The sequence below is a fragment of the Burkholderia sp. IO2 genome, from assembly GCF_029522185.1.
In the GTDB taxonomy this organism is placed as follows: Bacteria; Pseudomonadota; Gammaproteobacteria; order Burkholderiales; family Burkholderiaceae; genus Burkholderia; species Burkholderia cenocepacia.
This window is the reverse complement of record NZ_JAKWFH010000010.1, coordinates 59,510-79,494: the sequence shown is the minus strand read 5'-3', so window position 1 is coordinate 79,494 and position 19,985 is coordinate 59,510. Positions and strand designations below refer to the sequence as shown.

Below are 19,985 nucleotides of genomic sequence, written 5' to 3'. Positions count from 1 at the left end.
CCGACGACAACCGAATCCGGAGCACACTGATGACGTCCCCCGACCAACACGAAGCCCAACACGACCCGGTCCGTGACTATCTCGACCGCGGCATCAAGAACTACTGGTATCCCGTCGCACCGAGCTGGCAGGTGTCGAATGCACCGGTCGGCCTCACGCGCCTGTCCGAGCAGATCGTGCTGTGGCGCGATCACGACGGCAAGGTCCACGCACTGGAAGACCGTTGCCCGCACCGCGGCGCGCGCCTGTCGCTCGGCTGGAACCTCGGCGGCAACATCGCGTGCTGGTATCACGGCATCGAAGTCGACGGCGGCGGCACGGTCAATCGCGTGCCGGCGGTGTCGAACTGTCCGCTCGAAGGCACGAAGTGCGTGAAGTCGTATCCGGTCGAAGAGAAGGCCGGCGCGATCTTCCTGTGGTTCGGCGACGAAGCGCACGGCGAGCCGGCGCCGCTGAACCTGCCGGAAGAACTGGTCGCCGAAGAGTATGGCCACTTCCTGTGCGTATCGAACTGGAAGTGCAATTACCAGTACGCGATCGACAACGTGATGGACCCGATGCACGGCGCGTATCTGCACGCCACGTCGCACTCGATGGCCGAAGGCGACAAGCAGGCCGACATGCGCGTGCGCAAGACCGAAACGGGGCTGATGTTCGAGAAGATCGGCCAGCGCGACGTGAACTTCGACTGGGTCGAGCTCGGCGAAACGGGCTGCCTGTGGATGCGTCTCGCGATTCCGTACAAGCAGAAGTTCGGCCCCGGCGGCAACTTCGGGATCATCGGCTTCGCGACGCCGGTCGACGGCGACCACTGCCAGGTCTATTTCTGGCGTACCCGCAAGGTCAGCGGCTGGCAGCGCGACGTGTGGCGCTTCATGTACCGCAACCGCCTCGAGGGTCTGCACTGGGACGTGCTCGAGCAGGATCGCTACGTCCTCGAAAGCCTCGCGCCGCATGCGCGCGATCACGAATACCTGTACCAGCACGACGTCGGCATCACGCGTGTGCGCCGGATGCTGCGCCAGCGTGCGCAGGAACACCTGTCCGCGCTCGACGCGCATCGTGCGGCGCATGCCGCCGCGGAGCCCGCGAATGGCTGAGCTCGCTCCGATCGTCGCGCTGCCCGGTCGCCGCGTGCTCGTCACGGGCGGCGCGCGCGGTCTCGGCGCCGCCTTCGTGAAGGCGCTGGTCGAAGCGGGCGCGCAGGTCGCGTTCGGCGACGTGCTCGCGCAAGAGGGCCGCGCGCTGGCCGCGCAGCTCGCGCAAGCCGGCCACACCGCGCATTTCTTCGCACTCGACCTCGCCGATCCGGCCAGCATCGACGCATTCGTCGCGCAGGGCGCGGCGGCGCTCGGCGGCCTCGACGCGCTGATCAACAACGCGGCGATCACGAACTCGGGCGGCAAGCTGTCGACGGAGCTCGACGTGTCGACGTGGGACGCCGTGATGAACGTGAACGTGCGCGGCGTATGGCTCGTCAGCAACGCGGCGCTGCCGCACCTCGCGCGGTCGGGGCGCGGCGCGATCGTGAATCTTGCGTCGGACACCGCGCTGTGGGGCGCGCCGAAGCTGCTCGCGTACGTCGCGAGCAAGGGCGCGGTGATCGCGATGACGCATGCGCAGGCGCGCGAGTTCGGCGCGCACGGCGTGACGGTCAACGCGATCGCGCCGGGGCTGACCGAAGTCGAGGCGACCGCGTACGTGCCGGCGGAACGCCATGCGTTCTACCTGCAGGGCCGTGCGCTGACACGCGCGCAGGTGCCCGACGACGTGACGGGCCCGGTGCTGTTCCTGCTGTCGGACGGCGCGCGCTTCGTGACGGGCCAACTGCTGCCGGTCAACGGCGGCTTCGTAATGAACTGAATTGCAGTTTTCACTCGGAATGAAGGAGAGGACGATGGCGGACGCCGATCTCGAACGCAAGTCGTGGGACCAGCCGGAAGGCGCAAGCTTCAACGACTGGATGGAAGGGCGCGTCGCGCGCTATGCGACGCGGCGCTACGACTGGGACGCGCTGAAGTTCCAGGCCGATTACGACCCGAAGTACCGCCGTGCGCAGATGCGCTATGTCGGCACGGGCGGCACGGGCGTCGCGAAAGACGTCAACACGGTGCCGGCCGGCAACTTCACGTTCTCGACGATGGTCATCCCGGCCGGCAACATCGGGCCGAGCCACATCCATATCGACGTCGAGGAAATCTTCTTCGTGCTGCGCGGCAAGATGAAGGTGATCTGCGAGCGCGACGGCGAGACGTGGGAAGCGATCCTCGGCGAGCGCGACCTGATCTCGGTGCCGCCGGGCGTGTATCGCACGGAAATCAACATCGGCGAGGAAGATGCGCTGATGTGCGTGATGCTCGGTTCGTCGAAGCCGATCACGCCGACGTATCCGCCCGATTCGCCGCTCGCGAAGATCAAGCGTTGAGACGGAGCGGGTGAAGCAATGAGTGTCATCGACAAACGTGAACGCGACCGCACCGCGGCGTTCGCCGCGCTGCTCGGGCAGTTTCCCGAGCAGCGTTGCGCGGCCGGCGCGGCGGGCACGATCGGTTATCGCGAGGCCGGCGCGCAGCATGCGGGCCGCGCGCTGCCCGTCGTGCTGCTGCACGGGATCGGCTCGGGCGCCGCGTCGTGGGTCCGTCAGCTCGACACGCTGGGCGCGTCGCGGCGCGTGCTCGCGTGGGATGCGCCCGGATACGGCGTGTCGACGCCCGTGCACGGCGCGTCGCCGGCCGCCGCCGATTACGCGGCAGCGCTGAACGCGTGGCTCGAGGCACTCGGCATCGAACGCTGCGTCCTGGTCGGCCATTCGCTCGGCGCGATCATCGCGGGCGGCCTCGCCCGCGTGACGCCCGCGCGGATCGCCGGCCTGCTGCTGGTGTCGCCCGCGGGCGGCTACGGCAGCGCACCGGCCGAGACCCGCGAAGCGCGCCGCGACGCGCGGCTCGCGATGCTCGCGGAACTCGGCCCGGCCGGGCTCGCCGAGCAGCGCAGCGGCAACATGCTGTCCGGTTTCGCGAACGAGGAGGCGAAGGCATGGGTGCGCTGGAACATGGCGCGCATCGTGCCGGCCGGCTATGCGCAGGCCACGCATCTGCTCGCGAACGCCGATCTCGCGGCCGATCTCGCCGGCTTCCGGGGCCGCACGGCCGTGGCCGTCGGCGCGAACGACGCGATCACGCCGCCCGCCGCGTGCGAGCGGATCGCCGCGGCCGCGCACGTCGGGCTGCAGGTGATTCCGCAGGCAGGGCACGCCGGCTATGTGGAAGCGCCGGCCGCGTATTCCGCGCTGATCGACTCGTTCTGCCGGCAGTGCGATACGCAGTGGGGGCTGGCATGAAGTCCCCCCACGCTCACCTTGGTTCGCGGGAGGCATAAATGAGCGAACCGCTGCAACAAAACGAATCCGAAAACGCGAAGACCGAAGCCAGCTACGTGGTGCCGGGCCTCGAACGCGGGTTGCGGATTCTCGCCGAATTCTCGCCGCGCGAGCCCGTGCTCGGCGCGCCTGAACTGTCGAAGCGGCTCGGCATTCCGCGCACGACGGTGTTCCGTCTGCTGCAGACGCTCGAATCGCTCGGCTTTCTCGAACGCGCGGACAAGGATCGCAACTACAAGCTCGGCATCGCGGTGCTGCGGCTCGGCTTCGAATACCTGAGCTCGCTGGAGCTGACCGATCTCGGCCTGCCGGTGATCGAAAGCCTGCGCGATGCGACCGGCTTCACGACGCACATCGTGATCCGCGACGGCCGCGACGTGGTGTTCGTCGCGAAGGCGCAGAGCCAGTCGCCGGTGTTCAGTTCGATCCGCGTGAACGTCGGCACCCGGCTGCCCGCGCATGCAACGACACACGGCCACGTGCTGATGGGTGACCTGTCGCTGAAGGAACTGCATGCGCTGTATCCGGAAGGCGTGCTGAACCGGATGACGAGCGCGACGCCGGAAACGGTCGACGCGCTGTACGAAGTGATCCGCGAGGATGCGCTGCGCGGCTACGGCGTCAGCAATTCGTCGTTCGAGCGCGGGATCTCGGTCGTCACGGCGCCGGTGCGCAACGAGACGCAGAAGATCGTCGCTTGCATCACGGTGACGGTGCCGCGTCCGGAGATCGACGCTGCGCTGATCGCGGACGGGCTGATCGACAAGGTGCAGCGCGCGGCGGCGGAACTGTCGCGGCGGCTGAATTACCGCTCGGATGACGAGCACACGTTTCTCAAAGCTTTAGGACTCCGATGATCCAGATCGATCTGAGCGGGCAAGTGGCGGTGGTGACGGGCGGTTCGTCAGGCATCGGACTCGCGACAGCCGAACGGTTTCTACAGGCAGGCGCGTCGGTCGCGATCTGCGGCCGCGACGACGAACGCCTTGCACGCGCCGAGACGATGCTGCGCGGCAAGTATGCGGATGCACGACTGCTGGCCACGCGCTGCAACGTGCTCGACGAAGCCGACGTGACCGCGTTCGCGCAAGCGGTATCCGCGCGTTTCGGCCGCGCCGACATGCTGGTCAACAACGCCGGCCAGGGCCGCGTCTCGACCTTTGCCGACACGACCGACGACGCCTGGCGCGAAGAACTCGAACTGAAGTACTTCAGCATCATCCGCCCGACGCGCGCATTCCTGCCGCTGCTGCGCGATGCGGCTGCGCCGACGATCACCTGCGTGAACTCGCTGCTCGCGCTGCAGCCGGAGCCGCACATGGTCGCGACGTCGTCGGCGCGTGCCGGCGTGCTGAGTCTCGTGAAGTCGCTCGCGACCGAACTGGCGCCGCAGCGCATCCGCGTGAACTCGATCCTGATCGGCATCGTCGAGTCGGGGCAGTGGCGCCGCCGCTACGACACGCAGGCGCAGCCCGGCGAAAGCTGGGAGGACTGGACGGGCGCGCTCGCCCGCAAGAAGAACATTCCGCTGAATCGCTTCGGCAAGCCTGACGAGGCGGCCTGGGCACTTTTTTATCTCGCAACGCATCTGTCGTCCTACACGACGGGCAGCCATATCGACGTTTCTGGAGGCTTTGCACGCCATGTCTAAAAAAACCACGGTTGGCGAGCTGATTGCCGCCTTTCTCGAGCAGTGCGGCGTGAAAACCGCATTCGGTGTCATCTCGATCCACAACATGCCGATCCTCGACGCGATCAATTCGCGCGGCAACATCCGGTATGTCGGTGCGCGCGGCGAAGCGGGTGCGCTGAACATGGCCGACGGGCTGGCCCGCGTGTCGGGCGGCCTCGGCGTCGCATTCACGAGCACGGGCACGGCGGCCGGCAACGCGGCCGGCGCGATGGTCGAGGCGCTGACGGCCGGCACCGCGCTGCTGCACGTGACCGGGCAGATCGAGACACCGTATCTCGACCAGGATCTCGCGTACATCCACGAAGCGCCCGACCAGTTGTCGATGCTCGACTCGATCTCGAAGGCCGCGTTCCGCGTGCGCACCGTCGAAACCGTGCTGCCGACGATCCGCGAAGCCGTGCGCATCGCGCAGACCGCGCCGACGGGCCCAGTGTCGGTCGAGATTCCGATCGACATCCAGGCGGCCGAAATCGAATGGCCGGAAGACCTCGCGCCCGCCCACGTCGCGGTGCGCGAGCACGACACCGCCCGCGTCGCGAAGCTCGCCGACGCGCTCGCGGCCAAGCGCCGCCCGCTGCTGTGGCTCGGCGGCGGGGCACGCCATGCACGCGAGGAAGTCGAACGCCTCGTGAAGCTCGGCTTCGGCGTCGTGACGAGCGTGCAGGGCCGCGGCGTGCTGCCGGAAGATCATCTGGCGACGCTCGGCGCGTTCAACGTGCATGCGTCCGTCGAGGCGTTCTACAAGACCTGCGACGCGCTCGTCGTGGTCGGCTCGCGCCTGCGCGGCAACGAAACGCTGAAGTACAAGCTCGCGCTGCCGCAGCCGCTGTTCCGCGTCGATGCCGATGCGCTCGCCGACAACCGCGGCTATCGCAACGCGCTGTTCGTGCACGGCGATTCGAAGCGCGTGCTGGCCGAACTGGCCGACCGCCTCGAAGGCCGCCTGTCGGTCGATCCGCGGTTCGCGTCCGATCTCGCGGCGGCCCGCGAGGAAGCGGTGGCCGACGTGTCGAAGGGCCTCGGGCCGTACAAGAAGCTCGTCGACACGCTGCAGGGCGTGGTGGGCCGCGACTACAACTGGGTGCGCGACGTGACGATCTCGAACAGCACGTGGGGCAACCGCCTGCTGAAGATCTTCGAGCCGCGCTCGGGCGTGCATGCGCTCGGCGGCGGCATCGGCCAGGGTATCCAGATGGGCATCGGCGCGGCGCTCGCGGGCACGGCGGCGAAGACGGTCTGCCTCGTCGGCGACGGCGGCCTGATGGTCAACGTCGGCGAGCTCGTGACGGCCGTGCAGGAAAACGCGAACGTGATGATCGTGCTGATGAACGACCAGTGCTACGGCGTGATCCGCAACATCCAGGACGCGCACTACGGCGGCCGCCGTTGCTTCGTGCAGCTGCACCAGCCGGATTTCGCGCAGTTCTGCGCGAGCTTCGGCCTCACGCACTACCGGATCACGTCGCTCGACCAGGCCGAAGCGATCGTGCGCGAAGGGATGGCGAAGGAAGGGCCGGTGATGGTCGAGGTCGACATGCTGTCGGTCGGTTCGTTCGCGTCGAACTTCGCGGGGCCGCCGGTGAAGAAGGAAGCGCCGACGGAGCGCCAGTATGCATAACGGCCAGAAGCGCGCGCACGCGCCCGTCGACGTCGCGATGATCGGCTTCGGCGCGATCGGCGCGGCCGTGTACCACGCGGTCGAGCACGATGCGTCGCTGCGCGTCGCGCACGTGATCGTGCCGGCACACCAGCGCGCGGCTGTGCAGGGCGAGCTCGGCGACGCGGTGGAGGTCGTGTCGTCGGTCGACGCGCTGGCCCGCCGCCCCGAGTTCGCGCTCGAATGCGCGGGCCACAGCGCGCTCGTCGATCACGTCGTGCCGTTGCTGAAGGCCGGCACCGACTGCGCGGTCGCATCGATCGGCGCGCTGTCCGATCTCGCGCTGCTCGACGTGCTGTCGCAGGCCGCCGACGAAGGCGGCACGACGGTGACGCTGCTGTCGGGTGCGATCGGCGGCATCGACGCGCTGGCGTCCGCGAAGCAGGGCGGCCTCGACGAAGTGCTGTACGTCGGCCGCAAGCCGCCGCTCGGCTGGCTCGGCACGCCGGCCGAGGAATTGTGCGACCTGCGCGCGATGACCGGGGAAAAGGTGATCTTCGAAGGCACCGCGCGCGACGCCGCCCGGCTGTATCCGAAGAACGCGAACGTCGCGGCGACGGTCGCGCTCGCGGGCCTCGGTCTCGACGCGACGCACGTGCGCCTGATCGCCGATCCGGCGGTGGCGCGCAACGTGCATCGCATCACCGCACGCGGCGCGTTCGGCGAGATGTCGCTGGAAATGAGCGGCAAGCCGCTGCCCGACAACCCGAAGACGTCCGCGCTGACCGCGTACAGCGCGATTCGCGCGCTGCGCAACCGCGCGGCCCGCTGCGTGATCTGACCGGACCATCGAGCGTCCGCCCGCGCCACGGCGAGGGCGGACGTGCAGAGACAGATTTGTGGGACTTGTGACATGACTCCTTTCGATACGCGCCTCGTACCCGACGGCAACATCCTGATCGGCGGCGAGTGGCGGCGCGGCCGTGGCGCGCCTTACACGAGCATCTATCCGGCCGACCAGTCGGTGAACATGGAAGTGTCGACGGCGAACGCGGAAGACGCGGCCGACGCCGTCGTGGCGGCCGACGCCGCATGGCGCCGCGCCGACTGGGCCGGGCTGAAGCCGCACCTGCGCGCGCAGGTGCTGTACCGCATCGCCGACCTGATCATGCAGCGCCACGAAGCGCTCGCGAACCTGCAGCGCCGCGACAACGGCAAGCCGATCGGCGAGACGCGCGTGCTGGTGGCCAGCGCCGCGAACACGTTCCGCTATTTCGCGGCCTGCCTCGAGACGCTCGACGAAGAACTGACGCCGTCGCGCGGCGACTACCTGACGATGAGCGTGTACGAGCCGATCGGCGTGATCGCCGCGATCACGCCGTGGAATTCGCCGATCGCGTCCGACGCGCAGAAACTCGCCCCCGCACTGGCCGGCGGCAACGCGGTGGTGCTCAAGCCGGCCGAGGTCACGCCGCTCGTATCGCTTGCGCTGGCGCGCATCTGCGAGGAAGCCGGCGTGCCGAAGGGCGTGCTGAGCGTGCTGCCGGGCAAGGGCTCGGTGATCGGCGACGTGCTCGTGCGTCATCCGCTGGTGAAGAAGGTGTCGTTTACCGGCGGCACCGAGGTTGGCCGCGGTATCGCGCGCATCGCGGCCGAGAAGCTGATGCCGGTGTCGCTCGAACTCGGCGGCAAGTCGCCGACGATCGTGTGCGACGACGCCGATCTCGATCACGCGGTCAACGGCGTGCTGTACGGCATCTTCAGCTCGTCGGGCGAAGCCTGCATCGCCGGTTCGCGGCTGTTCGTGCAGCGCGCGGTGTACGACGCATTCATGCAGCGCCTGGTGGCGGGCGCCCGCAAGCTGCGCGTGGGCGACCCGACGCGGCCCGACACGCAGATGGGCCCGCTGATCACCGCGAAGCATCGCGAGTCGGTCGAACGCTACGTCGCGCTCGGGCTGGAAGAAGGCGGCCGCCTGCTGTGCGGCGGCGAGCGGCCGGCGGGCGACGGGCGCGAGAACGGCTTCTTCTATCAGCCGACGATTCTCGAAGGCTTGCCGAACAGCGCGCGCATCTGCCAGGAGGAAATCTTCGGGCCGGTGCTGGTCGCGATGCCGTTCGACGACGAAGCATCGCTGATCGCGCAGGCGAACGACAGCGTGTTCGGCCTCGCGGCCGGCATCTGGACGCGCGACTACAAGCGCGCATGGCGCATCGCGCGGGCACTCGAGACGGGCACCGTCTGGATCAACACGTACAAGCTGTTCTCGATCTCCACGCCGTTCTCGGGCTGGAAGGAGAGCGGGATGGGGCGCGAGAAGGGGCGTCTCGGCATCCGCGAATACATGCAGCAGAAGAGCCTCTACTGGGGCTTGAACGACGCGCCGCTGCCGTGGGCGAACTGAGCGAAGGGGAATGACGCAATGAGCATCTTGGGAATCGAGCAGATCACGTACGGTGTCGACGATCTCGCCACCTGCCGGCGCTTTTTCGCCGACTGGGGGATGAAGGAAGTCGCGCACGACGACACGCGCGCCCGCTTCGAAACGCTGAACGGCTGCACCGTGCTGGCCGTCAAGGCCGACGATCCGGCGCTGCCGCCGGCGTTCGAGGCCGGTCCGACGCTGCGCGAAGTCACGTGGGGCGTCGCGACGCAGGCCGAACTCGACGCGCTGCGCACGAAGCTCGCCGGCCAACCCGGCTATTACGCACAGGACGATGCGGTCGGCTGCATCGATCCGAACGGGATGGCGATTCGCGTCGAAGTCACGCGCAAGCGCGCACTCGACATCGCGGGCTCGCCGTCGAACGTGTGGGGCCAGACGCTGCGCGTCGACCAGCCGAGCCCGGTCTATGCGCGCGCGGAGCCGGTCGAGGTCGGGCACGTCGTGTTCTTCACGAACTGCCTCGACGCGCAGGAAAAGTTCTATCACGAACTGCTCGGCTTCGAGACGTCGGATCGTTATCCGGGCCGCGGCGCATTCATGCGCTGCGCGCCGCACGGCGGCCATCACGACCTGTTCCTGCTCGCGCTGCCGAACGGAAAACGCGGCCTGAACCACGTCGCGTTCACCGTGCGCGACATCCACGAAGTGTTCGGCGGCGGCATGCACATCGACCGCTGCGGCTGGGAAACGCAGCTCGGCCCGGGGCGTCATCCGGTGTCGTCCGCGTACTTCTGGTACTTCCAGAACCCGGCCGGCGGCCTGATCGAGTATTGCGCGGACGAAGACGTGCTCACGCCCGAATGGCAGCCGCGCGAATTCGAGCCGGGCCCGACCGTGTTCGCCGAATGGGCCGTCGACGGCGGCCTCGACGGCAATACGCGCCGGCAGAAGAACGCGAAGGCGCCGGAAGGCAAGTTCATGACGGAGCGCAAATCATGAGCGAAACGAACGCGCGGGAAGCGGCCGCGCCGGCCACGGTCGTCGTGATCGGCGGCGGCCAGGCCGCCGGCTGGGTGTTGAAGACGTTGCGCGCCGAAGGATACGCAGGCCGTCTCGTGATGATCGCCGACGAGCCGCATCTGCCGTACGAGCGCCCGCCGCTGTCGAAGGCCGTGCTGGCCGGCGACGCGGATATCGAAACCGTGCGCGTCGTGCGTCCCGACGAATTCGACGCGCTGAACGTCGAAGCATGGCAGCCGGAACGTGCGGCCTCCATCGACCGTGCACGCCGCGTGGTGAAAACCGAAAGCGGCCGCGAGATCGAATACGACCGGCTCGTGATCGCGACCGGCGGTACGTCGCGTCGCTTGCCCGATGCGCTTGTCAACACGCCGAACCTGCATTACCTGCGCACGCTCGACGAAGCCGCCGCACTCGGCGAAAAGCTGCGCGCGAGCCGGCGCGTGCTCGTGATCGGCGGTGGCTGGATCGGCCTCGAAGTCGCGGCGACCGCGCGCAAGCTCGGCGTCGAAGCCGTGGTCGTCGAAGGCGCGCCGCGCCTGTGTGGCCGCTCGGTGCCGCAGATCGTGTCCGACTTCCTGCTCGACCTGCATCGTTCGAACGGCGTCGACGTGCGGACGGGTGCCGCGCTCGCGTCGCTCGACCCGCGGCCGGACGACGCGTCGAAGGTGCGCGCGACGCTCGCCGACGGCACGACGATCGACGCCGATTTCGCGGTGGCCGGCATCGGCCTCGCGCTCAACGCATCGCTCGCGAGCGACGCGGGGCTCGCGGTCGACGACGGCATCGTCGTCGACGAATACGGCGCGACGAGCGACCCGGCGATCTTCGCGTGCGGCGACGTCGCGAACCATCACAACGGCTGGCTGAAGCGGCGCGTGCGGCTCGAATCGTGGGCCAACGCGCAGAACCAGGCGATCGCGGCGGCGAAGGCCGTGCTCGGCGTGCGCGCACCGTACGCGGAGATTCCGTGGTTCTGGTCCGATCAGTACGACGTGAACCTGCAGATCCTGGGCGATCTGCCGGCCGATGCGCAGCTCGTCGTGCGCGGCGATCTCGCCGCGCGTCGTGCGACGCTGTTTTTTGTCGGCGACGGACATGTGAGAGGTGTCATCGCCGTGAACAACGCGCGTGAGCTGAAACTCGCGCGCAAGTGGATGAACCAGGGCCGGGCAGTGGATACGGAAGCCCTGGCAGACACGACCCAAGCGCTTGCCTGACCGGCCCACCGGAAAGAGATCCAGGAGACACCCCGCATGAGCACTTTCGACAACGTCGTGGCCGGCAGGGCCACGATGGAAGCTGCCGCCTCCACGCCCGGCGCGATCATCGCGCGGCTCGAGCGGCTTCCGGCCAACTCGATGCAGATCCGCGCACGCGTGCTGATCGGCACCGCGACGTTCTTCGACGGCTTCGACGTGATCACGATCGCGGCGACGCTGCCGTTGCTGATTCACAAATGGGGGCTGTCGCCGACGCAGATCGGCATGCTGATCGCGTCCGGCGCGATCGGCCAGCTGATCGGCGCGTTCCTGTTTCCCGCGCTCGCGGAAAAGCACGGCCGCGTGAAGGCGATCGCGTGGAGCTCGGCCGTGATCGGCATCACGAGTATCGCGTGCGGCTTCGCGCCGACCTTCGAGGTGTTCGTGCTGCTGCGGATCCTGCAGGGGCTCGGGCTCGGCGGCGAGTTGCCGGTCGCCGCGACGTACATCAACGAGATCACGCGCGCACATGGCCGCGGCCGCTTCGTGCTGCTGTACGAGATCGTGTTCCCGATCGGCCTGCTCGTGTCGATGGCGCTCGGCGCGTGGCTCGTGCCGCGCTTCGGCTGGGAGATCATGTACTTCGTCGGCGGGCTGCCGCTGATCCTGTCGCTCGTGCTCACGCACCTCGTGCCGGAATCGCCGCGCTGGCTCGCGTCGCGCGGGCGGCTCGCGGAAGCCGGGCGTGCGGTCGGCGTGTTCGAAGGATCGGTGCGCGGCGAGCTGCCGCCGGTCACGCAGGTGGCCGCGTTCGACGAGCTGGTGCGCCAGCATCCGAAACGCAGGATGAGCGACCTGTTCAGCGCCGCGTATCGCAAGCGCACGCTCGCGGTGGCGACGTTGTGGGCGACCTGCGGATTCATCCAGTACGGGCTGTCGACGTGGCTGCCGACGATCTACAAGAACTTCTATCACGCACCGCTGCAGCTCGCGCTGAATCTGGCGGTGATCGGCTCGGTGATGGGCGTGCTCGGGTCGCTCGCGTCCGCGCTGCTGGTCGACAAGCTCGGCCGCAAGCCGGTGATCGTGTGGTCGTTCGTGCTGTGCGCGCTGTCGCTGGCGCTCGCCGGCATCTATCACGCGTCGTCGGTGTACGTGGTCGCGATCTTCTGCTCGCTGTCGCTCGGGCTGATGGCGTCGGGCTTCATTACCGCGTACGTCTACACGCCGGAGCAGTATCCGACGAGCATCCGCGCGTCGGGCTGCGGGCTCGGCAGCGCGTGGCTGAAGATCGCGTCGTTCGTCGCGCCGATGGTCGTGCCGCACGCGATCATCGGCGGGAATCTCGCACCGGCGTTCTACCTGATCGGCGTCGTGCCGCTGATCGCGGCGCTGACCGTGCACTTCGTCGGGATCGAGACGAAGGGGAAGGTGCTGGAGGCGCTCGAGGCGTAAGCGCATTGCGCAGCGGTGGATGAGGTGAACCGAGAGGCCGGGGCGATGCTCCCGGGCCTCTTTGTTTCGGGGGCGCCTCGCGGGGGCGTGCAGGGTGCCGAGCGTACGCGCGATTGTTGGCGCGTGGCGCGCGTGTTCTAATTCACGGTCCCGATTTCGTCAGACGATTGCCATGCCCCTGTTCGAACCCGTCACGCTGCATACCGCTCGACTCGTGCTGCGCCCGCTTCGCGACGCCGACGCGCCGACTTTCTTCGAGATCTGGTCCGATCCGGAAGCGATGCGCTACTTCTCGTTCTCGCCGATGACGCAGATCGAGCAGGCCGAGGCGCGCGTCGCGCGCAACGTGCAGACGTCCGCGAGCGGGGAGAGCCTGGTCTGCGTGCTCGAACTGCGGGAAACCGGCGAAGCGCTCGGCGAATGCGTGCTGTTCCATGTGAACGAGCAGTGCCGGCGAGCCGAGATCGGCTTCAGCCTGCGGCGCGCGTTCTGGCGCGGCGGATACATGTGCGAAGCGGCGTCGGCGATGATCGATCATGCCTTCGGCGCGCTGCGGCTGAACCGGATCGAGGCCGATATCGATCCGCGCAACGTCGCGTCGGCCGGGTTGCTTGAACGGCTCGGTTTCGTGCGGGAAGGGCTGCTGCGCGAACGCTGGATCGTCGGCGACGAAGTGTCGGACAGTGCGCTGTACGGGTTGCTGGCGAGCGATCGCGGCCGAGGCTGATGCGGCGGCCGGTTATTTCGCGGCAGGAACGATCGCGAACGCGTCCACTTCGACCAGTACCTCCGGGCGGAACAACGATGCCACGCCGACGAGCGCGCTTGCGGGCGGGCACGCGGTGTTGACCCAGCGGTCGCGCACCTCGCGAATCTGCGGCAACAGGCTCGAATCGAAATCGCGGACATAGATCGTCAGACGCGCGACGGATTCGAAGCCGACACCCGCGGTGCGAAGCGTATCGGCGATGTTCCTGAACACCTGATCGAGCTGCGTTGCATGATCGGCGCCGACAACCGCGCCCTCGGCATCGAACGGAACATGGCCGGACAAATACAGCGGTTGACCACCTTCGACGAGTATCGCTTGCGAAATGCCGGGAATCGTGGCGCCGGGGGGATTGATGGCACGTAGCATCGGAGCATCCTCTCAGGTTGATGCGGTTGTTCGGGGCGGCCCGGATCGGCCCGCCATCTTCGATTCAGGGGCGATCGGCAGCGGTATTCACAGGCTTCGCGAGCCAGCCCTCGACCTTGTCTTTTCCGCGCAGCGTCGCAACCCATCGAGCGGGCAACGCCCGTTCGCCGTACACCACGCCGGCGAGGCTGCCGGCGATTGCCGCGGTCGTATCCGTGTCGTTGCCGAGCGCGATCGCGCGCTTCACGCAATCCTCGTAGCTGTCCGTCGACAGCAGGCAATGGATCGCCGACCAGAAGCTGTCGACCACATAGCCCGATCCTTGCGGTGCGTCGAAGCGGCCGTCGAGCACGATCTTCAGTTCGATTTCATCGGCCGTGCCTTCGTGGCGCGCGAGCAGTTCGTCCTCGGCCGTGCGCACCGCGTCGGGAGCCGACTGGCCGTCGACGATGCCCAGCGCCGTCAGGCAATAGAGCGCGCAGCAAAGCTGCGAACGCACGTGGCCGTGCGTGACGACGCTCTGCTTGCGCGCGAGCCGGATCGCGTCGTCGCGCGACGCCGCGACCATCACGACGGGAAAGCAGCGCATCAGCGAGCCGTTGCCGTTGTCGCGCTCGTCGCCGGGCCCGGCTGCCGCGGGCGCGGCGCCGGCCGCCAGCGCGTGGAACGCACGCTGCGTCTGCAGGCCGACGTCGAATACGCGGCCGTCCGGCGTGAACGCGCCGCGATGAAACCAGTCCAGCAGGTTGCCGGCGAACGTGTCGAGATTCAGGGCGTGCTCGCGCAGCAGCGCGTCGAGCAGCGCGAGCGCCTGCGCACCGTCGTCGCTCCAGGTGCCGGGCGGCACGCCGTCGTGCGCGCGCGCGAAGCCCGGCGGCGGTGTCATGTCGATCGCGGCGGGAGGCGGAATCGACGCGGCGTCGTGGAATTCGTACGGCACGCCGAGCGCGTCGCCGATCAGCAGGCCAAGCAGGCCGCCGCGCAGGCGGGATCGTCGGTTCGGAATCGGTGTCATCGAAAGGAATTCGGGTTGGGGCGGCGGAAAACCATGCACAAGACCTTGAGCTGAACCCCGTCATTATGCAGTCGCCGCCAATTGGCGTACTTTCCAGACTGTTCGCCGGCCGCCTTCGCGTGGTGGCGGCCGCAGTCGTCGTAGAAACGACCCGCGACGATCACGTCAACGCTCGCCCGGCCGCCACGTCGACAGGCACTTCGCGCTCCAGTGCCTTGGCGGCGAGTTCCCCGACCCAGTCTGCATCGGCGGGACCGACGACGCCATATTGATCCGGCGGAAAAAAAGCATAGTGATGAGCCGCCGCAGCCAGGCGCTCACATTCGGCGTGAGACAGCAGGTAGGACGTCACGGTCAATGGCGCCGCTGGTCCACTCCATCTCAATCCGATGCGGATATGGGTGCGTGGCGCAAATGCTATTGCCAATTCTCGCCGCGGGATCAATCGTTTCGTCTCCGAGGGGAACGTTGGCGGCGCGCCCCGACCGTCTGCCGCAATTCGATGATCCAGCACCAGCCAATGACCGGCGGACGTTCGGGCCAGGATCCACTGCCTGACTCGGGTCATGCTGGATTTGAGCTTGCCGTCGATCCATTCCTCGACGTAGAGGGGTTCCGGATCGTAGTCGTCCGACCACACGACGATTGCCGAGCATAGCGTCTGGCGCTCCAATTCGACATGCCCGTTGGACGGCATTTCACGCCAGTACCGCTGTCGGGTGCCGTACGTCGCGACGCACCAGTTCACGCCGATCCACGCTGCGATGAAGAGCGCCGTGACCCATATGACGGTGACGGCTGTTTCGCCAACCGCACGATCCATATCGAAGGCCGGATCGACCGTTCCGCGGTATGCAAGCATACCCAGCAAATACGCGAGCATCGGGATCGCAGGCCCGACTGCGACCGGCATCATCAGAATGGCGAGCCAGCTTCGGACATGCACGCTCCCCACCGACTTGGCGCGCGCACGCTCCTCATCGCTCATCGCCGCGACTTCCCGCGCGGCGATGTCGTCGCTTGGGGTGTGGAACCGCTCATACGTATTCTGGCATTTGGGCATTCGACGGGGCGTTCGGTGAAAGAGGGCGATAAAGCAGGGATTGCCTCGAGGAACCGATTCTTGCATACGTTAGGGTCGGTTTTCATACGGACGCATGTGCGTTCGTACGGAAACGAACCGATGCGCTGCGGCTGGTGCGAAACCAGGCGGCAGGGGTCCGTATGCGCAGGAGGCGCAGAGCCGAACGATAGCGGATGAAACGACGCCGGGAAGACGCCGACGCGCGGGGAGTATCGCGAGCGGATGACTTGCCGGATTCACGCGGCGAACGTACGCTTGATCGATACCACGATCGACCCACAGGTTCTCGACCATGCAAGCCCGTCCATTGCGTCTTTCCCCCGGCGACGATCTGCGCGGCGCCATCGAAGCCGCGTTGCATCGCCACGACTCGCACGCGGCCTTCGTGATCCAGGGCATCGGCAGCCTGAGCGTCGCGCAGTTGCGCTTCGCCGGCGTCGACCAGCCGACCGCGCTGCGCGGCGACCTCGAAATCCTGACGCTGGCCGGCTCGGTGTCGCCGGACGGCGCGCATCTGCACATGTCGGTCTCGGATGCGGACGGCCGCGTGACCGGCGGCCATGTCGCGAGTGGTTGCGTGGTGCGCACGACGGCCGAGATCCTGCTCGCGCTGCTGCCCGCGCATCGCTTCTCGGGCGAGCCCGATGCGGGCACCGGCTTCAACGAACTGGTGATCCGTCGCGAGCCGGGCGGCGACGCCGCATGAGTATCGCGAAGCGGCGCTAGAATCGCCGGTCATCGAAGCACTTCCCGTTACCGCTCATTCCGCAAGACGCACTCCATGGACGACACCGAAATCGAACAGAAAATGTGGGACATCGTCCGGACCTGGCTCGAAGGCGCGACGCCCGAGCAGTGGCACCGGTTCGCCGCACGCTCCAATTACGACGGCAACGGCCGCGCGTTGCGCTGGCTGCTGGACAACCGCAACGTCGATCGCGCGACCGCGTTGCTGATCTACTGGAATCTCGGCGCCGCGTGGTTCGTGCAGTATGCGGACGAAAACGCCGCGTCGTATCAACGGGATACGTTCCGGTTGCTGCGCGAGATCGAGCAACGTTACGCGGAAGGCTATTACGCCGATCACGGAATCTGGTTCGATCCGCACGACTTCGATGGCGCGGGGCCGAACGATTATCCGGACGTACCGGTCGTGCGGCCCGTGCCGGCACTGATGCTGCAGCCGACCGACGGCCGCGAGTACGTCGATCTCGACGAAGCGGACGGCTATGACGAAGGCCTGCCGTTCGACGTGGTCGAGCGGCTGCACGCGCTGCTCGACTGACCGCGCGGGCGCGTCCGTTCGCCGACGCATAAAAAAAGCGCCGCGGCCATTCGGCCCGCGGCGCCTTTCGGTGCGCTGCGACGTCGACTTCCCGTCGCAGCCCGACTGCGTGCTTACATCTGCACGGTGTCGGCCACTTCCTTGAAGTCTTCGATCTGGTCGAAGTTCATGTACTGGTAGATCTTGTCGCCGTTGGCGGTGAGCACGCCCATGTCGGCCATGTACTCTTCCTTGGTCGGGATCTTGCCCAGACGCGAGCAGATCGCCGCCAGTTCCGCCGAGCCGAGGTACACGTTCGTGTTCTTGCCGAGGCGGTTCGGGAAGTTGCGGGTCGACGTCGACATGACCGTCGCGCCTTCGCGCACCTGTGCCTGGTTGCCCATGCACAGCGAGCAGCCCGGCATTTCGGTGCGGGCGCCGGCCGTGCCGAACACACCGTAGTGGCCTTCTTCGGTCAGTTGCTTCTGGTCCATCTTGGTCGGCGGCGCGACCCACAGCTTGACCGGAATGTCGCGCTTGCCTTCGAGCAGCTTCGACGCGGCGCGGAAGTGACCGATGTTGGTCATGCACGAGCCGATGAACACTTCGTCGATCTTCGCACCGGCGACGTCGGACAGCGTCTTCACGTCGTCCGGGTCGTTCGGGCAGGCGACGATCGGCTCATGGATGTCGGCGAGGTCGATCTCGATGACGGCCGCGTATTCGGCGTCGGCATCCGGCGACAGCAGTTGCGGATCGGCCAGCCACTGTTCCATCGCCGCGATGCGGCGCTGCAGGCTGCGCGGATCCTGGTAGCCCTGCGCGATCATCCACTTGAGCAGCGTGATGTTGCTGTTCAGGTACTCGATGATCGGTTCCTTGTTCAGGCGCACCGTGCAACCGGCAGCCGAACGCTCGGCGGACGCATCCGACAGCTCGAACGCTTGCTCGACCTTCAGGTCGGGCAGGCCTTCGATTTCGAGAATGCGGCCCGAGAAGATGTTCTTCTTGCCCTGCTTGGCGACCGTCAGCATGCCTTGCTTGATCGCGTACAGCGGAATCGCGTTGACGAGGTCGCGCAGCGTGACGCCCGGCTGCATCTTGCCCTTGAAGCGGACCAGCACCGATTCCGGCATGTCCAGCGGCATCGTGCCGGTAGCGGCCGCGAACGCGACCAGGCCCGAACCTGCGGGGAAGCTGATGCCGATCGGGAAGCGCGTGTGCGAATCGCCGCCGGTGCCGACGGTGTCGGGCAGCAGCATGCGGTTCAGCCACGAGTGGATCACGCCGTCGCCCGGGCGCAGCGCGATGCCGCCGCGCGTGCTGATGAAGTTCGGCAGCGTCTGGTGCGTCTTCACGTCGACCGGCTTCGGATACGCGGCGGTGTGGCAGAACGACTGCATCACGAGATCGGCCGAGAAGCCGAGGCACGCGAGGTCCTTCAGTTCGTCGCGGGTCATCGGGCCCGTGGTGTCCTGCGAGCCGACCGAGGTCATCTTCGGTTCGCAGTACGTGCCCGGGCGCACGCCCTGGCCTTCCGGCAGACCGCACGCGCGGCCGACCATCTTCTGCGCGAGCGAGAAGCCCTTGCCGCTGTCGGCCGGCTGGTGCGGCAGGCGGAACAGCGTCGACGGCGCGAGACCGAGCGCTTCGCGCGCCTTCGCGGTCAGGCCGCGGCCGATGATCAGCGGAATGCGGCCGCCGGCGCGCACTTCGTCGAACAGCACGTCGGACTTGACCTGGAATTCGGCGATGACCTTGCCGTCCTTCAGCGCCTTGCCTTCGTACGGGCGCAGTTCGACCACGTCGCCCATTTCCATCTGCGACACGTCGAGCTCGATCGGCAGCGCGCCGGCGTCTTCCATCGTGTTGTAGAAGATCGGGGCGATCTTGCCGCCGAGGCACACGCCGCCGAAGCGCTTGTTCGGGACGAACGGAATGTCTTCGCCGGTGAACCACAGCACCGAGTTGGTGGCCGACTTGCGCGAGGAGCCGGTGCCGACCACGTCGCCGACGTAGGCGACCAGGTGGCCCTTTTCCTTCAGCGATTCGATGAACTTGACCGGGCCGCGCTTGCCGTCTTCTTCCGGCGTGATGCCCGGGCGCGCGTTCTTCAGCATCGCGAGCGCGTGCATCGGGATGTCCGGGCGGGTGGTGGCGTCCGGCGCCGGCGACAGGTCGTCGGTGTTGGTTTCGCCCGTGACCTTGAATACGGTGATGGTCAGGCTTTCCGGCACTTCCGGACGGCTCGTGAACCATTCGGCATCGGCCCAGCTCTGCAGCACCGCTTTCGCGTGCGCGTTGCCCTTGTCGGCGAGTTCCTTCACGTCGTGGAACTGGTCGAACATCAGCAGGGTTTTCTTCAGCGCGTCGGCGGCGACCGCGGCGACGGCCTCGTCGGACAGCAGCTCGATCAGCGGCTGGATGTTGTAGCCGCCGAGCATCGTGCCGAGCAGCTCGGTCGCGTGCGCACGCGAGATCAGCGGGCAGGCGGTCTCGCCCTTGGCCACGGCGGCCAGGAAGCCGGCCTTCACGCGGGCGGCTTCGTCGACGCCGGCGGGCACGCGATGGGTGATCAGCTCGAGCAGCGTCTGCTCTTCGCCGGCGGGCGGGTTCGTCAGCAATTCGACCAGTTCGGCGGTCTGCTGAGCCGTCAGCGGCAGGGGAGGAATACCGAGCGCGGCGCGGGCGGCCACGTGAGCACGAAAGTTTTCAAGCATGGGGAGACCTGCTGATATTGCGTTTGAGGGGA

At 67.5% G+C, this 19,985-nt stretch carries 19 protein-coding genes; 15 read left to right on the top strand and 4 right to left on the bottom strand.

Translation table 11 applies throughout. From position 1 onward, the window contains the following. The first annotated feature begins 29 nt into the window (after window positions 1-29). The 13 genes from MMB92_RS08635 (at window position 30) to MMB92_RS08575 (ending at window position 13,459) form a co-directional block, all read left to right on the top strand. On the top strand, window positions 30-1,100 hold the full coding sequence (locus MMB92_RS08635) for an aromatic ring-hydroxylating dioxygenase subunit alpha (RefSeq protein WP_006489909.1): 1,071 nt from the start codon (window positions 30-32) through the stop codon (window positions 1,098-1,100). Further along, entirely contained in the window at window positions 1,093-1,863 is a 771-nt protein-coding gene (locus MMB92_RS08630; protein WP_006489881.1) for an SDR family oxidoreductase, read from the top strand. The genes MMB92_RS08635 and MMB92_RS08630 overlap by 8 nt, the downstream gene beginning before the upstream one ends. Window positions 1,864-1,897: 34 nt before the next feature. Then, on the top strand, window positions 1,898-2,425 hold the full coding sequence (locus MMB92_RS08625) for a cupin domain-containing protein (RefSeq protein WP_006489904.1): 528 nt from the start codon (window positions 1,898-1,900) through the stop codon (window positions 2,423-2,425). 18 nt (window positions 2,426-2,443) lie between these two features. After that, window positions 2,444-3,340 (top strand): alpha/beta fold hydrolase, encoded by an 897-nt coding sequence (locus MMB92_RS08620; RefSeq protein ID WP_006496927.1) that lies wholly within the window; start codon window positions 2,444-2,446, stop codon window positions 3,338-3,340. Window positions 3,341-3,378: 38 nt separating this feature from the next. After that, entirely contained in the window at window positions 3,379-4,236 is an 858-nt protein-coding gene (locus MMB92_RS08615; RefSeq protein WP_277562652.1) for an IclR family transcriptional regulator, read from the top strand. After that, complete coding sequence (locus tag MMB92_RS08610; RefSeq protein WP_034202180.1) at window positions 4,233-5,030, top strand: SDR family oxidoreductase; 798 nt, start codon at window positions 4,233-4,235, stop codon at window positions 5,028-5,030. Before MMB92_RS08615 ends, MMB92_RS08610 begins: the two co-directional genes overlap by 4 nt. Then, the gene (locus MMB92_RS08605; RefSeq protein ID WP_277562651.1) at window positions 5,023-6,690 is read left to right on the top strand and encodes a thiamine pyrophosphate-binding protein; all 1,668 of its coding nucleotides are present in this window, start codon (window positions 5,023-5,025) and stop codon (window positions 6,688-6,690) included. The genes MMB92_RS08610 and MMB92_RS08605 overlap by 8 nt, the downstream gene beginning before the upstream one ends. Further along, entirely contained in the window at window positions 6,683-7,510 is an 828-nt protein-coding gene (locus tag MMB92_RS08600; protein WP_034202181.1) for an aspartate dehydrogenase, read from the top strand. Before MMB92_RS08605 ends, MMB92_RS08600 begins: the two co-directional genes overlap by 8 nt. A gap of 72 nt (window positions 7,511-7,582) precedes the next feature. Continuing rightward, entirely contained in the window at window positions 7,583-9,073 is a 1,491-nt protein-coding gene (locus tag MMB92_RS08595; RefSeq protein ID WP_006487205.1) for an aldehyde dehydrogenase, read from the top strand. A gap of 18 nt (window positions 9,074-9,091) precedes the next feature. Then, complete coding sequence (locus MMB92_RS08590) at window positions 9,092-10,054, top strand: VOC family protein (protein ID WP_277562650.1); 963 nt, start codon at window positions 9,092-9,094, stop codon at window positions 10,052-10,054. Continuing rightward, complete coding sequence (locus MMB92_RS08585) at window positions 10,051-11,295, top strand: FAD-dependent oxidoreductase (protein ID WP_006487198.1); 1,245 nt, start codon at window positions 10,051-10,053, stop codon at window positions 11,293-11,295. Before MMB92_RS08590 ends, MMB92_RS08585 begins: the two co-directional genes overlap by 4 nt. Before the next feature lie 36 nt (window positions 11,296-11,331). Then, a complete protein-coding gene (locus MMB92_RS08580; protein ID WP_006487206.1) occupies window positions 11,332-12,732 on the top strand; it encodes an MFS transporter in 1,401 nt (466 codons plus the stop codon). Window positions 12,733-12,904: 172 nt separating this feature from the next. After that, window positions 12,905-13,459: a GNAT family N-acetyltransferase gene (locus MMB92_RS08575; RefSeq protein WP_277562649.1), complete on the top strand. Its 555-nt coding sequence runs from the start codon at window positions 12,905-12,907 to the stop codon at window positions 13,457-13,459. Window positions 13,460-13,471: 12 nt separating this feature from the next. Here MMB92_RS08575 and MMB92_RS08570 read toward each other — a convergent pair whose 3' ends face one another. The 3 genes from MMB92_RS08570 to MMB92_RS08560 form a co-directional block, all read right to left on the bottom strand. Further along, window positions 13,472-13,870: a RidA family protein gene (locus MMB92_RS08570; RefSeq protein WP_034202185.1), complete on the bottom strand. Its 399-nt coding sequence runs from the start codon at window positions 13,868-13,870 to the stop codon at window positions 13,472-13,474. A gap of 64 nt (window positions 13,871-13,934) precedes the next feature. Next, window positions 13,935-14,885: an ADP-ribosylglycohydrolase family protein gene (locus tag MMB92_RS08565; protein ID WP_277562648.1), complete on the bottom strand. Its 951-nt coding sequence runs from the start codon at window positions 14,883-14,885 to the stop codon at window positions 13,935-13,937. A 160-nt stretch (window positions 14,886-15,045) separates the two neighbouring features. Beyond that, the gene (locus MMB92_RS08560) at window positions 15,046-15,948 is read right to left on the bottom strand and encodes a hypothetical protein (protein ID WP_062884808.1); all 903 of its coding nucleotides are present in this window, start codon (window positions 15,946-15,948) and stop codon (window positions 15,046-15,048) included. Window positions 15,949-16,261: 313 nt separating this feature from the next. Between MMB92_RS08560 and MMB92_RS08555 the strand changes: the two genes are divergently transcribed. Both MMB92_RS08555 and MMB92_RS08550 read left to right on the top strand, forming a co-directional pair. Then, entirely contained in the window at window positions 16,262-16,675 is a 414-nt protein-coding gene (locus tag MMB92_RS08555; RefSeq protein WP_277562647.1) for a PPC domain-containing DNA-binding protein, read from the top strand. A gap of 75 nt (window positions 16,676-16,750) precedes the next feature. Next, window positions 16,751-17,254, top strand: a complete 504-nt coding sequence (locus tag MMB92_RS08550; protein ID WP_006496938.1) for a DUF4274 domain-containing protein — start codon at window positions 16,751-16,753, stop codon at window positions 17,252-17,254. A gap of 113 nt (window positions 17,255-17,367) precedes the next feature. On the opposite strand, the gene acnB is transcribed toward MMB92_RS08550, so the two are convergent. Beyond that, entirely contained in the window at window positions 17,368-19,953 is a 2,586-nt protein-coding gene (acnB, locus tag MMB92_RS08545) for a bifunctional aconitate hydratase 2/2-methylisocitrate dehydratase (RefSeq protein ID WP_034202186.1), read from the bottom strand. Window positions 19,954-19,985 lie beyond the last annotated feature (32 nt).